The 12711-nt window shown below is 72.3% G+C and carries 13 protein-coding genes; 7 read left to right on the plus strand and 6 right to left on the minus strand.

Annotated features, from left to right (window positions below):
* Positions 1-26: 26 nt before the first annotated feature.
* Both ACWD1Z_RS26425 and ACWD1Z_RS26430 read right to left on the minus strand, forming a co-directional pair.
* A complete protein-coding gene (locus tag ACWD1Z_RS26425; protein ID WP_451122066.1) occupies positions 27-587 on the minus strand; it encodes a GNAT family N-acetyltransferase in 561 nt (186 codons plus the stop codon).
* A gap of 121 nt (positions 588-708) precedes the next feature.
* Positions 709-1644: a LysR family transcriptional regulator gene (locus tag ACWD1Z_RS26430; protein ID WP_451122067.1), complete on the minus strand. Its 936-nt coding sequence runs from the start codon at positions 1642-1644 to the stop codon at positions 709-711.
* A gap of 95 nt (positions 1645-1739) precedes the next feature.
* Between ACWD1Z_RS26430 and ACWD1Z_RS26435 the strand changes: the two genes are divergently transcribed.
* The 4 genes from ACWD1Z_RS26435 to ACWD1Z_RS26450 are packed head-to-tail and all read left to right on the plus strand — an operon-like array spanning position 1740 to position 5678.
* On the plus strand, positions 1740-2810 hold the full coding sequence (locus tag ACWD1Z_RS26435) for a hypothetical protein (protein WP_451122068.1): 1071 nt from the start codon (positions 1740-1742) through the stop codon (positions 2808-2810).
* Between the two features lie 2 nt (positions 2811-2812).
* Positions 2813-3931 (plus strand): hypothetical protein, encoded by a 1119-nt coding sequence (locus tag ACWD1Z_RS26440; protein ID WP_451122069.1) that lies wholly within the window; start codon positions 2813-2815, stop codon positions 3929-3931.
* 49 nt (positions 3932-3980) lie between these two features.
* Complete coding sequence (locus ACWD1Z_RS26445; protein ID WP_451122070.1) at positions 3981-4670, plus strand: HEAT repeat domain-containing protein; 690 nt, start codon at positions 3981-3983, stop codon at positions 4668-4670.
* Between the two features lie 6 nt (positions 4671-4676).
* Positions 4677-5678, plus strand: coding sequence for a HEAT repeat domain-containing protein (locus tag ACWD1Z_RS26450; protein ID WP_451122071.1), 1002 nt, complete (start codon positions 4677-4679; stop codon positions 5676-5678).
* A gap of 35 nt (positions 5679-5713) precedes the next feature.
* Here the strand turns inward: ACWD1Z_RS26450 and ACWD1Z_RS26455 are convergent, their stop codons facing one another.
* Together ACWD1Z_RS26455 and ACWD1Z_RS26460 are read right to left on the minus strand one after the other, a co-directional pair.
* Positions 5714-6262, minus strand: a complete 549-nt coding sequence (locus ACWD1Z_RS26455) for a dihydrofolate reductase family protein (RefSeq protein WP_451122072.1) — start codon at positions 6260-6262, stop codon at positions 5714-5716.
* Positions 6263-6279: 17 nt separating this feature from the next.
* A complete protein-coding gene (locus ACWD1Z_RS26460) occupies positions 6280-7119 on the minus strand; it encodes an endonuclease/exonuclease/phosphatase family protein (RefSeq protein ID WP_451122087.1) in 840 nt (279 codons plus the stop codon).
* A gap of 242 nt (positions 7120-7361) precedes the next feature.
* On the opposite strand from ACWD1Z_RS26460, the gene ACWD1Z_RS26465 reads away from it, so the two are divergent.
* Together ACWD1Z_RS26465 and ACWD1Z_RS26470 are read left to right on the plus strand one after the other, a co-directional pair.
* On the plus strand, positions 7362-8579 hold the full coding sequence (locus ACWD1Z_RS26465; protein WP_451122073.1) for an MFS transporter: 1218 nt from the start codon (positions 7362-7364) through the stop codon (positions 8577-8579).
* Positions 8580-8607: 28 nt separating this feature from the next.
* Complete coding sequence (locus tag ACWD1Z_RS26470; protein WP_451122074.1) at positions 8608-9135, plus strand: hypothetical protein; 528 nt, start codon at positions 8608-8610, stop codon at positions 9133-9135.
* A gap of 116 nt (positions 9136-9251) precedes the next feature.
* Here ACWD1Z_RS26470 and ACWD1Z_RS26475 read toward each other — a convergent pair whose 3' ends face one another.
* Positions 9252-10856 carry an FAD-binding oxidoreductase gene (locus ACWD1Z_RS26475; RefSeq protein ID WP_451122075.1) on the minus strand — a complete coding sequence of 535 codons (1605 nt, stop codon included), beginning with the start codon at positions 10854-10856 and terminating at the stop codon, positions 9252-9254.
* Between the two features lie 69 nt (positions 10857-10925).
* Between ACWD1Z_RS26475 and ACWD1Z_RS26480 the strand changes: the two genes are divergently transcribed.
* Positions 10926-11564, plus strand: a complete 639-nt coding sequence (locus ACWD1Z_RS26480; protein ID WP_451122076.1) for a TetR/AcrR family transcriptional regulator — start codon at positions 10926-10928, stop codon at positions 11562-11564.
* Positions 11565-11579: 15 nt separating this feature from the next.
* Here the strand turns inward: ACWD1Z_RS26480 and ACWD1Z_RS26485 are convergent, their stop codons facing one another.
* On the minus strand, positions 11580-12056 hold the full coding sequence (locus tag ACWD1Z_RS26485) for a GNAT family N-acetyltransferase (RefSeq protein ID WP_451122077.1): 477 nt from the start codon (positions 12054-12056) through the stop codon (positions 11580-11582).
* Positions 12057-12711: the final 655 nt, after the last annotated feature.

Genomic DNA, 12711 nt, shown 5'->3' on the forward strand with positions numbered 1-12711 from the left:
GAACGGCGGCCTGTGTGGCTTCGGTCTCAGGAGCCGGCCGTCGGGTGCCACTCGCGGCGGAGGAGGCCGAAGACCCAGGAGTCGGAGACGTCACCGTTGACGACGCAGTCCTCGCGGAGGGTGCCTTCGCGCACGAAGCCGAGCTTTTCCAGGACTCGGGCGGACGCCGCGTTGCGGGTGTCGGTCTCGGCCTGGACGCGGTTCAGGTCCAGGGTGTCGAACGCCCACCGCAGGACGGCGTGCGCGGTCTCCGTGGCGTAGCCGTGGCCCCACGCGGCGGCGTCGAAGACGTAGCCCAGGGACGCGCTGCGGAAGTCCGGGTTCCAGCCGGTCAGGCCGCACCAGCCGATGAACGCGCCGTCGCGGGCGCGGTCGACGGCCAACCGCGCTCCCGTGCCTTCCTCCTCGATCGTCCGGCAGGCCGCGATGAAGCGCTGGGCGCGGGCCGGTGCGGTCCACGGCGGGGAGTCCCAGTACCGCAGCACGTGGGCGCTGCTGTGCAGCGCGTAGAGCGGGGCCGCGTCGGCGTCGGTGAACGGCCGTAGTCGCAGGCGGGCGGTGTGCAGCTCGGGAGTGGGCGATGTCATGCGGAGCATGCTGCCGCGTCACGCCCGACCCTGGCCATCCGTTTGTCCGACGGTCGAGGGGCGCGTTGCTTACCGGAGGATTTCGGGCTGATCGACACGGAGTAGAAGGGGTCTCCTGGGGTCAGCGCGCGATCACCCAGCTCGGTGACCATGTTCCGGCCGCGTCGTGGGTGCCCGTGGTGGTGGCGAGGTGGGTGCGCAGCGTGGTCAGCGCCGGGTGGGGATTGTCGCGGTGCCATAGGAGGGCGTGCGGGTAGACGGGGGTCGGGCCGGTCACCGGGATGCGGCGCAGGCCGTGGCCGGCGGGCCAGACCAGCCGGGTCCGCTCGCCCATGAAGGTGGCCAGGGCCGGGGTGTCGGCGATGGTGTCCAGGAGGGCGTCGGAGCCGAAGTTGGGGCCGGTCGCCTCGATGGTCACGCCGAACTCGGCGACGAGGTCGTCGTAGTAGGCCGCCCACTCGGTACCCGGGACGATGCCGGGCATCCAGATCCGGTGGCCGGCGAGCTGAGCCAGGGTCACCGAACGGGCGCCCGCCAGCCGGTGGGCGGGGCCGGTCAGGAGCTGGAGCGGCTCGTCCAGCACCCGCACGGATGCGATCTCCTCGGGCAGGGGGCGGCCGGGCGCGGCCACCGCGCGGAAGGAGGCGTCGATCGTGCCGGAGCGGATGGCGGCGACGGCCGTTTCGATGTCCTGGAGCATGACCACGTCGAGGTCGATCTCGGGGTGCGCCCGGTGGAAGCCGCGCATCAGGCCCGACGGCGCGACGCGTGAGGCGATCACGTCGACCCGCAGCGGACGGCGCCCGGTGCGCACGGACGCCACCGCGCGCTCGGCGACCCGCAGCAGCTCCCGCGCGTGGGGAAGGAACGCCTGCCCGTCGATGGTGAGTTCGGCGCCGCGCGCGGTGCGCGTGAACAGCCGCACGCCCAGGCTGCGCTCCAGCGCGGCGATGCGCTTGGAGACAGCCTGCTGGGTGACGGCCAGCCCGGCGGCGGCCTCCTGGAACTGGCCCGCGTCGGCGACGGCGACGAAGGTCCGGACGGTGTCGAGGTCCATGCCGATACGGTAGGCAACCGGATCGGCCGGATGCGGTCTGTTCACGCGCGGGGGAACGCCAATAGCCTGTGCGGCCTTCGCGTCTGGGGGGTCTCGTGAACGGTCTCCGTGCGCTCGTCGTCTGTTTCGTCCTCGCGTGTGCCGCGGTGGTGTCGCCGGCCGCCTCGGCCTCGCCGCCGACCGCCGTGGCGCCGAACTGGTCCGCACTGCCGGTGCCCCCGGCGGCCGTCTCGCCGGTGACCGTGTCCGATCTCGCCGCGCGCGGGCCGGACGAGGCATGGGCGACCGGGTACGAGCAAGCCGCCGACGGACTGCGGCCGATGCTGTACCGCTGGGACGGCACGGCGTGGAGCCGGGACACCACCTTCCCCGGCGCCGCCGAGCCGGGCTGGCTGGGCAAGGTGCAGTTCGTCGGCGAGGAGGTGTGGATCTTCCACAGCCGCGCCGGTCAGGGGGAGATCCTGCGCCGTTCGGCGGCCGGGTGGAGCGCGCTGCCGCTCCCGCGGACGCTCTGGGTCTACCAGGACTTCGCCGCCGTACCAGGAGCCGCGTGGGTGGTCGGCGAGGACGACACCGGGCTGAAGGTGCTGCACTACGACGGCACCGGCTGGACCACCCAGGCCACCCCGGACGGTGTGCTGTACCTGATGGGGATCACCGCGCGCTCGGCCACCGACGCATGGGCCTGGGCGGACACCAGCACCGGGACCACCGTCCTGCGCTGGAACGGCACCGAGTGGCGCGACGCGCGGGTGCCCCTGCCACCGGACAGCAACGTGCACACCCTGATCCTCGAACCGTCCGGCCGCGTCACGATCGGCGGCAGCCAGTACACCGACGGCGTGTCCCGCACCTACCTGACGGCCTTCAACGGGCGGGCCTGGCGCACCACTTACCCGGCGCTGGGCGACACCTACACCGAGGCCATGGTCCGCGGCCCGGACGGCGCGCTGTGGCTGCCGGTGCGCAGCGACCGCGCCTTCCAGTCGAAGTACGCGCGCGTGGACGGCGTTCGCACCACCTTCTCCTACGGCCCGGAGCGCACGAACGCGATCGACGTCAAGCCGCGTGCCCTGGCCCGGGCCGGGTCCGCGCTGCTGTCCGTCGGGACGGTCGAGATCTACGGCTCGAAACCGAACCTGATGAGCGAGCGGCTGGGAGGCTGACCATGGCACGCAGACTTCTCGTCGCGGTCCTCACCCTCGCCGTGGCCCTGGTGACGGTCATGAGCTCGGCCGCCGCCCAAACCGTGGCCTGGAAGCACGTGCCGGTCCCGGCGCAGGTGCGCCCCCAGGCCGGGCTGAACGAGGCCGTGGCGTTCGGGCCGGACCGGGCCTGGGCGGTGGGTGCCGACGCCGTCGGCCGGGAGGCACCGGGCTTCCCGCTGCTGCTGCGCTGGGACGGCACCGCCTGGCACCGCCAGAGCCTGCCCGGGGTGGGCTGGCAGGGAGAGCTGCTGTCCATCGCCGCGACCTCACCGACCGCCGTCTGGGCGGTGGGCCGCGACTCGGCGGGCGGCGCCCGTCTGCTCCGCTTCGACGGCAGCGGCTGGTCCGAGAGCCGGGCGCCGCGCGGTGTCGTACTGACCAAGGTCGTGGCAGGCGGCGGGGAGACCTGGCTGATCGGGTCGCGCGACGGCGCGCAGGTGCTGCTGCGCTGGGACGGGCGCGGCTGGCGGGACCTGCCGGTTCCGCCGGGGGCCGTGTACGGACTGCACATCCTGGCGGCCGACGACGTGTGGGCCGCGGGCGCCACCGACTCGGGGGCGGCCGTCTCCCACTGGGACGGGCAGGCGTGGCAGCAGACGATCGCGTACGGATTCCCTCGGTCGGCCGTGGGCAGTGTGCTCGCCGTGTCCCCGACGGAGGTGTGGGCCGGTGGCACGGCCGGGTTCGTCGGGGGCCCGGTGGGACGGCCGATCCCGCCCCTGCTGGTCCGCTTCGACGGGCAGGCGTGGAACCGGGTGGCCGTGCCCGCCGACTTCGGCTCGATCAGCTCACTGGCGCCCAGCGCCTCCGGTGAGCTGGCCTGGGTCGCGATGGCCCGCTCGCAGAAGTACGGCCCGCCCGGCAGCTATCCCCCGTTCGTGGCCGGACCGGACTTCCTGTCCTGGAACGGCCGGTCGTTCACCGAGTACGGCGAACCCGCGGTGGCCGGCGAGGGCGAGTCCTCGGTGCTGCGGCTGGCGCCGGTGCCGGGCACGGAGCAGGTGTGGTCGGTCGGCCGCGCCGACGGCCCCGAGGGCGCGTTCGCCCCGCGCATCCTCCTGTTCGAGCCCTCGGCTTGACCTTGACACAGTGGCAACGCCTTCACTGTGGGCCGAGGAGGTGCTCTCCATGCCCACAGAGAACACGAACACGGCGAACACGAACACGAACACGAACACGACGGCCGCGCTCACCGGCCTGCGGAACAGCGACGCGTCAGTACGGCTCAAGGCGGCGCTGGCGCTCGGCACAACCCCGGACGCCCAGAGCATCGACACGCTCATCGAACGGTGTGCGGTCGAGCCGGAATTCTATGTACGGGACATGCTCACGTGGGCGCTCACCCGGCACCCGCCCCAGGTCACGGTTCCGAAGCTGATCCATGAACTCCGCTCGGACCGCGCGCAGGCCCGCAGCCAGGCTCTGCACACCCTGTCCAAGATCGGGGACCGGCAGGCGTGGCCGGCGATCACGCGTGCCCATCTGACCGACGCCGACGACGCCGTGGCCCAGAGCGCCTGGCGAGCCGCCGTCATCCTGGTGCCGGAGGCCGGGAAGCCGGAGCTGGCGGGGATACTGGCGACCCAGCTCGGTCGCGGCGGACGGGAGACACAGGTGAGTCTCAGCCGGGCTCTGACGGCACTCGGTGCGGCGGCCGAGCCCGCCCTGCGCACCGCGCGGACGCACTCCGACGCTCGCGTACGGCAGCACGCGATCGCCACGGAACGGCTGCTGCGCGACCCGGATGCCGCGTTCGAGTTCGCCCTGCACGAAGCGAAGCGCATCGTGGCCCTGGGACCCGACCGTCAGGAGGCGTGAGGAACGGTGTTGATCGGCGACGTGGCCCGGCGTTCCGGGGTGAGCGCCCGCATGCTCCGGCACTACGAGTCGCTCGGCCTGGTGGAGCCGACGCAACGCACACCGACCGGCTACCGCGAGTACTCCGGTGCCGACGTCCAGCGGATCTTCCACATCGAGAGCCTGCGGTCCCTGGGGCTGTCGCTGCGCGAGGTCGGACGCGCCCTGGACGATCCCGGCTTCCGGCCCTCGGAACTCGTCGCCGACCTCATCCACCAGACGCGGGAACGCATCGCACGGGAAACCGAGTTGCTGCGGCACCTGCGCCGGATCGAGGCCGCGGAACCCGCCGCCTGGGAGGACGTCCTGCAGACCGTCTCCCTTCTCCAGGCCCTGACCTCGGAGAGCGCCGGGAAGCGTCAGCGCGCGGCCCTGTCCTCGGTCGACGAAGCCCCGGTGCCGGTGGAGGCGCTGGTGGACGCCGTACTCGACGAGACGGACACAAACGTGGCCGGCGCCCTGCGATGGGCGCTGGCGCAGACCGGGGACGCGGGGCTGGCCCTGCTGGCGGAGGGTTTGGGCTCGCCGGAGGCGGAGGTCCGCGAGCGGGCCGTCCAGGTCATCGCCGAGCTGCCGACCCGCGCGGCGACCGCGCTGCTGCGCGACGCCCTCGCCGGCTCCGATCCCGTGGTCCGCCGGTGCGCCGCGCAGGCGCTCGGAGCACGCGGGGTGGCCGACGCCGTACCCACCCTCATCGACATGATCGCCGACGGGGTGAACGACGTCGATGCCGCTGACACGCTGGGCGCACTGGCCCAGGACCCCTCGCTGGGGGAGACGATCGCCGCGGGCCTCGTCGACCGCCTCGCCGACGGCACCACCCACCTCGCACGCCGACGCCTCGCGCAGGCCCTCGCGGACATCCCCGGCACGACCGCGGCGCGCGCCCTGGCGCGGCTGTCGGAGGACGAGGACCGTGCCGTCGCCCTGACCGCGGCCTACATCCTCAAGCTGCGGGACGCGCGCTGACCTGCGCGGCCAACGCAAGTCCTGTCAGCCAAGGGCTACTTGCTCGGCACGTACCGCAGCGCCACCGCCCCCGAGCCGAACTCCAGCCGGCTCACGAGGGTCAGCTCGACACGCTGCGACAGCCCCGCGAACAGCGTCGGACCGTGCCCCACCAGCCGGGGCTGCACCACGAACTCGTACTCATCGATCAGGCCCAGCTCCGCCAACGCCAGCGGGAGCTGTACGCCTCCCACCAGCAGCCCCTTGCGCGCCTGTCGCTTGAGCTGCCGCACGGCCGTGCTCAGGTCCCCGCGCACGAGTTCCGCGTTCCAGTCGACCCGCTCCAGGGTGCTCGACACGACGTACTTCTTCGCCGCATCGATCGTCCTGGCGAAGGGCTCCATCCACTCAGGTCGCGCCCCCGGCTCCGGCGGCGCCCGGAACGCCGTCTCCATCATCTCGTACGTCACCCGCCCGAAGAGCAGGGCATCCGCCTGGTCGAGGATCTCGGCGGAATGGCGGTGCGTTTCCTCGTCCGGGACCATTTCGCGGTGATCGCAGCACCCGTCCAGGCTGACATTGATGGAATACCGAAGCGGAGCCATCGCGCGAGAATACCGCGCTAAGTCGTCTTCAGGTCGGCCTGCAGCAGATAGTGGTCCGAATACGGGGTGAGGTGCACGCGGTGCGTCTGCGGGGTGAATCCGCGCAGGAAGATGTAGTCGAACTTGCTCTGCCATTCGGTGGTCGGCTCGCAGGTGCCGACGCGCGAGGGATGGCACTGCGGATCGACGTCCGCGGCCAGTGCCCACATCCGGCTGAGCTCGGGAGCGTACGGTACGGCGTTGAAGTCACCGAGCACGATGGTGCGTTCGTGCCGCGCGACCACCGCGGCGAGCACGCCCGCCTGCTCGGCCCGGACCTCTTCCTGACGGCGCTCGGCGAGGTGCGTGTTGAAGACCCGGACCTGTTGGCCGTTCACCCGGGTGGTGACGGCCAGGTACCCGCGGTCCTCGGAACCCCCGTCGGGGTATTCCACATTGACCGCGTCCGTCATCGGCGCCGCCGACAGGATGGCCTGGCCGTAGCCACCCGGATTCCACGGCACTCCCCCGCAGCGACCCCAATTGCGCAGAACCGAGCCGTATTCGACGTGGTAAACGAGGCCGTAAAGGTTCTCCAGATGGTCCCGGATCCTTTCGACGTCCCGCGCACACGCCTCTTGCAGGCCGATGACCTGGGGTGCGTACGTGGCGATTTCCGCTGCCCGGTCGACGTTGCTCTCCTCGCAGGGGTTGCACAGGTTCCACGTCATCACGCGGTTCGGCACCACCTCGCGGGCGGCGGAGGGCGGCAGCGACCTGCCGATGGGAGCGCCGCCCGGCACACTCGGGCCGACCAGCACCGCGCAGGCCACGATCATGGCCCCCACTAGCAACCGCGTGCCCCTGGCGAGCACCATCGCCTCCCGACTGTGGCTGTCCATGGCATCGGACGTGTCTGCCATGGGGTTCGTGTCTTCCCTGAGGTTATGCGACGGGGAGATCCTCGACCGCGACTTTTGATCCACCAGGCGCCCGGCACCGATACAACCCAGCGTTGTGGCTGACCGGACTTTGGTTGTTTGATCCACGGTGGTGGCGCTCGCTTTGATGCTTCCGGACACCGACTGGTTGTACGGGCGAGGAGCGAGGGGCGTCAGGGATGGCGAGCGGGCACCGGCTGGGGCGGCCGTTCGGCCTGTTGTGGGCGGCGTACGGGGCGAGTGCGCTCGGCACCTGGCTCGCCTTCGGCGCCTTTCCGCTGATCGCCATCCAGGTCCTGCACGCCGGGCCGGCGGAAGTCGCCGCGCTCTCCTCCGTGGGGGCGGCGGTCGGCGCGGCCGTGGCGGTGCCGCTCGGCCCGTGGGTGGAGTTCCGTCGCAAGCGAGGTGTACTGATCACCGCCGACCTGGTGCGGTTCGCGGCCCTGCTGACGGTCCCCGCCGCGTACGCGCTCGGCGTGCTCGGCTTCCTCCAGCTCCTGCTCGTCTCCATTGTCGTGGCGGCCGCCGACATCGTCTTCCGCGCGGCCTCGGGCGCGTACCTCAAAACGCTCCTGCCCGCCCACGACCTGCTCACTGCCAACGCCCGGTTCGAGTCCACCGCCTGGGCCACCACCATCGTCGGACCGCCGCTGGGCGGTGTACTGACCGGGCTTCTCGGGCCGGTGGCAACCGTCGTGGCCGACGCGGTCAGCTATCTGCTCTCCGCCCTGGGCGTCCGCGCGATGGGCGCACACGAACCCCGGCCCCAGCCGCGCCGGGCCGCTCGGCTGCGGGCCGCGGACCTGTTCGACGGCTGGCGGCACATCCTCACCAGCCCGGCGCTGCGCCCGCTGTTCCTAAACACGGCCCTGTTCAACAGCCTGCTCATGGCCACCCAGCCGCTGCTCGCCGTCCTCATGCTCGGCCCCCTCGGCTTCGCGCCCTGGCAGTACGGTCTGGCCTTCGCCGCACCCGCCCTCGGCGGCCTGCTCGCCTCCCGCCTCGCCGGGCCGCTCGTGACCCGGTACGGACCGCACCGGGTCCTGGTCGTGGCCGGGACCCTGCGCGCGCTCTGGCCCATCGGTCTGGCCTTCGTGGGGGCGGGCACCGGCGGGCTGCTGCTGGTGACGGGCGTCGAGCTCGGGCTCATCTTCTGCTGCGGCCTGTTCAACCCGGTCCACGCCACCTACCGGCTCCAGCACACCCCCACCGACCGGGCCGCCCGCACCCTCACCGCGTGGGCGGTGACGACCAAGGCCTCCACCGCGCTGCTGACCGCCCTGTGGGGCGTACTCGGCAGCGTGCTCGGCGTGCGCACGGCCATCGCTCTGGCCGGCGCGCTCATCCTCACCACCCCCGTCCTCCTCCCCCACCGCTCGACAGCCCGCCGCCCCTGATCCGTTGCCGCTCAGGTACGTTCGGCTCATGACGCACAGCGGGTGGTGGGCCTACCTGGAGGAACGGACCCGCCAGGACGTCGACGCGAACGTGCTCGAGGACCGGCGGCTCCTGGCCGTCAAGGCCGTGTGGGACGCGCTGCGCCCCCTGGGTCTGGGCCTGCGGGAGGCGGAGCAAGTCGTCCACGCGCGCTACGAGTTCCACGGTGATCGCGTGCGCTATCCGGAGCCCGGTCCGCTCGACGTACCCGCCCTCGCGGCCCGGGCGGCGGCCCTCCCGGGTCATGTCGCGGCGGTGGAAGCCCTCTGGGACGGCGACACGGTCCACGGCTGGTTCGTGACCCTGGTCGCGGCCCTGGAACACCCGCCCGGGGAAGGGCACTTGGCGACCGTGTACCACCGCTCCGCCGGGCCGCCCCCGGCAACCGCGGCCGACGAGGCGGGACGGGCCCTGGCCCGCCACCTCGGCGTACCGTTCCACTTCCCTTCTCCGGACGTCCCCGACGACCAGGCGCCCCGCTGGCAGGCGGCCCGGCGGCTGCCCGACGGTTTTTGACGGGGACGCCGAACGGACCGCGTCAGTCCCGGTCGGACGCCGGTTGGTCGATGTGGCCGCCCTTGTGCGGCACCTGCATGCCGAGGGGCCTGTGCCCCCCTGTCCTTGCTGATCGGTCAGTCGACGAGGACGCCCGGGTTGAGGATGCCGTGGGGGTCCAGGGCGCTCTTGGCGGCGCGCAGCGCCAGGGCGAAGGGCTCCGGGCGCTGGAGGTCGTAGCCGGGACGGTGGTCGCGGCCCACGGCGTGGTGGTGGGTGATGGTGGCGCGGTGGCGGTGCAGGACGTCGTTCGCGGCGGCCTTGAGGTCGTCCCAGACTTCGACCTCGGCGCCGGGGCGGCCGGCGACGACCACCGTGAAGTAGGGGGCGGCACCGTCGGGGTAGACGTGCGTCAGGCGGCAGTTGACGGTGGCCGGGTGCCCCGTCGCCTTCAGGGCGGCGGCGCCCACCTGGGTGCGGACGTCGTCGATCAGCTCGGGAATCCTGTCCCAGGTGGCGGCGGTCTCGAAGGTCTCGACGACGGCGCCCATACGGGCCAGACCGTCGCGCAGATAGGGCATGCGCAGGAATGCCGAGCGCCACGCGCTCACGGCCGCGTGGGCCGGGGTGTCGCCGTCCGCGGTCGGCGAGGGGACGCGTCCGCCGTGGGCCCGGGCGAGGTCCAGGGCGGTGGCGAGGCGGTCCTCGACGGGGGCCGTGGCGGATTCGAAGCCCAGGACCAGGACGGCGGCGCCGTCGTGCGCGGCGCCGGACAGCAGTGCCTCGCCGGGGTCGAGCAGGCGGCAGTTGGCGGGGGCGAGGTCGGACTGGGCGAGGACGCGCACCGCGTCGAGCGCCCGGCGGAAGTCGGTGAAGGCGACGGACGCCGAGGCTTTGAACCGCGGTCGCTCCTGCACGCGCATCCACGCCTCGGTGATGATGCCGAGCGAGCCCTCGGAGCCCAGGAACAGGCGGTCGGGCGAAGGGCCGGCGCCGGACGCGGGCAGACGCCAGGACGTGCTCACCCCGGCGGGCGTGACCACGTTCAAGGACTGCACGAAGTCGTCGATGCGGGTGCGGCCGGTGGCGTAGTGGCCGCCGGCCCGGGTGGCCAGCCAGCCGCCGAGGGTGGAGAACTCGAAGCTCTGCGGGAAGTGGCGCAGGGTCATGCCGTACGGCCGCAACTGGCCTTCCAGCACCGGGCCGAGCGCACCGGCCTGGATGCGGGCCGAACGGCCGGCGGTGTCGATCTCCAGTACCCGGTCCATCGAGGTCAGGTCCAGCGACAGCACCGCGCGGTGGGTGTCGCCGCGGTACTCCACCCCGCCGACCACCGAGGAGCCGCCGCCGAAGGGGATCACGGCCACGTCGTGATCACCGGCCCAGTCCAGCAGGTCGGCAACCTGCTGGTCGTCGGTCGGGTGGGCGACCAGGTCGGGGATCCGGCGGGGCCTGCCGCGCATGGCCCGGATGACGTCACGGTAGGCCTTGCCCATGGCGTGGGCGGCGCGGATCCCGGGATCGGCGGTGACCAGGTGCGCCAGTGCGGGCGGGGGCGTCACTCCGGGGCGGGCGATGGGGAGACCGGCGGCCCGGGGTACCGGCAGGGGACGGGCCAGGGTGCCCGGCACCAGCGCGCCCAGGGCGGCGCATTCGGCGTCGTCGGGGTGGGCGTCGGTGTAGCCCCAGCCCCACCAGGAGCGAATACGGGAGGAGTTCGGGTCGGACGGGGTGGCAGGCATGCGGGCGCTCCCAGCGAGGACCGGAGAATTGACCCTTGGGTAAATTACCTTAGGGTAATATCAGGTCCCATGACAACGCCTCCCTCCCGGGCCGGCACCAAAGGCGTGCCCAGGGCCGCACGGGAACAGCAGGTCCTGGCCGCGGCCACCGACGAGTTCGGCCGCCACGGGTACGAGGGCACCACCGTCGCGGCCGTCGCCGCCCGCGTGGGCGTCACCAAGCCGCTGCTGCACCACTACTTCGGCAGCAAGCAGGACCTCTACCTCGCCTGCCTCGACCCGATCGGCGAACGGCTCCTGGACGCCATCCGCACCGCGATGGCCGACGACGCCCCCGGCGCACCGCCCACGCCGCTGCGCGTGCTGCACGCCCTGTTCTCCGCCCTGGACGGACAGCGCGAGGGCTGGTTCGTCCTCTACGACGCCACCCTGCCGCCCGGCAGCGACGCCGCCCGGCGCGCGGCCCACTACCGCGACGCCGTCGACGACCTCGCCACCACCGGCACCGCCGACCTCCTGCACGCCGCCGGATCCACCGACCCGCTCGACGCGGACGCCCTCAAGTACGCCTGGCGGGGCCTGTGCACGGCCCTCGTCCGCTGGTGGGTCAAACACCCCGACCAGACGCCGGACGCCATGACCCGACGCTGCGCACGGCTCTTCGCCGCCGGCCCCGCCCTCCTCGCCACCGGCATCGAGCGCACGTAGGCGAGCGGGGCGGGGTCAGCCGTGCCGGGTGAAGAGCAACTCGTCGACCTCCTCGCCCCGGCCGTTCGCGAAGTCCCGCTCGTTTCCGGTGACCACGAAGCCGCACTTCTCCAGGACCCGGACGGAGCCGACGTTGTCCGCGGCGACGCGGGCGTGCAGCGGGCGCTCGGGGGCGAGGGCGAGCAGTGTGCGCAGGGTGGCGGTGGCGGCTCCTCGGCCCCAGTACTGCCGTCCGATCCAGTACGTGACCTCGCGTTCGCCGGGCGGCCCGAACACGCCCGTGTGCCCGACGATTTCACCGTCCTCGCCGACGACCGTCCGCGTGATGACGTCCGGGTCCTGGCGGATCCGCGCCCAGTGGGCATGGAAGTGGGCGCTGTCCGCGGGGTCCTTGGCGGTGAACGCCGCCATCCGGATGCCCTCGGGGTCGTTCATCTGGGCGAAGAGGACCGGCAGGTCGGTGTCTCGCACCTCCCGCAGCGTTACCTCCATGAAAGCCTCCGGCTGGTGATCGTGAGCGGTCCCCTGCACGGTGGGACGCCTCTACGGTGTGTGAACCTGGCGGTGGAACTGGGGAAACCGTACGGCGTCCGGGTCGGGCAGGTTGATCAGCTCCACCAACTGCCGTTGCAGTGAGCGCAGGCGCTGTTCGACGGGGCCTGTCCGCCCCGATCACATCCACATCCGCCAGCAGTTCGGCGAACCACGCCGCGAAACGGCTGTCGGTGTCGAGGCGTTCGCAGAACTCGGCGTAGTCGAGGCAGCGTCGGCGACCCGGCTCGCTGTCCGGGTGGGTCATGACGCTGCCGATGGCGCGCTGCTGGATTCGGAACAGCCGCAGCTCGTCATGGCGGGCGGGCGACCTGTCGAACGTCTCGGCGATCTCGGACAGTTGCGTCATGACCCGGCGACCGGAGGATCTCCACCCACGCCAGATACTCGGCGACGTTGACCGTGCGAAGCGTTCACCACCACATCAATGCAACGTTTGGGGTGATGCGTGTTGCGTTAGATGTTGGCCTGTTGCAACGATTTCACTCAATCTACCTGGAGTTATGGGGATTGCGTGCAACGAAGTTGTTGCCAGGATCTCGAACGCAACGTAGCTTTCCATCAACGGAAACGACGGCGGACGGAACGCCCGCCA

It is taken from the genome of Streptomyces sp. NPDC002784, assembly GCF_053592135.1.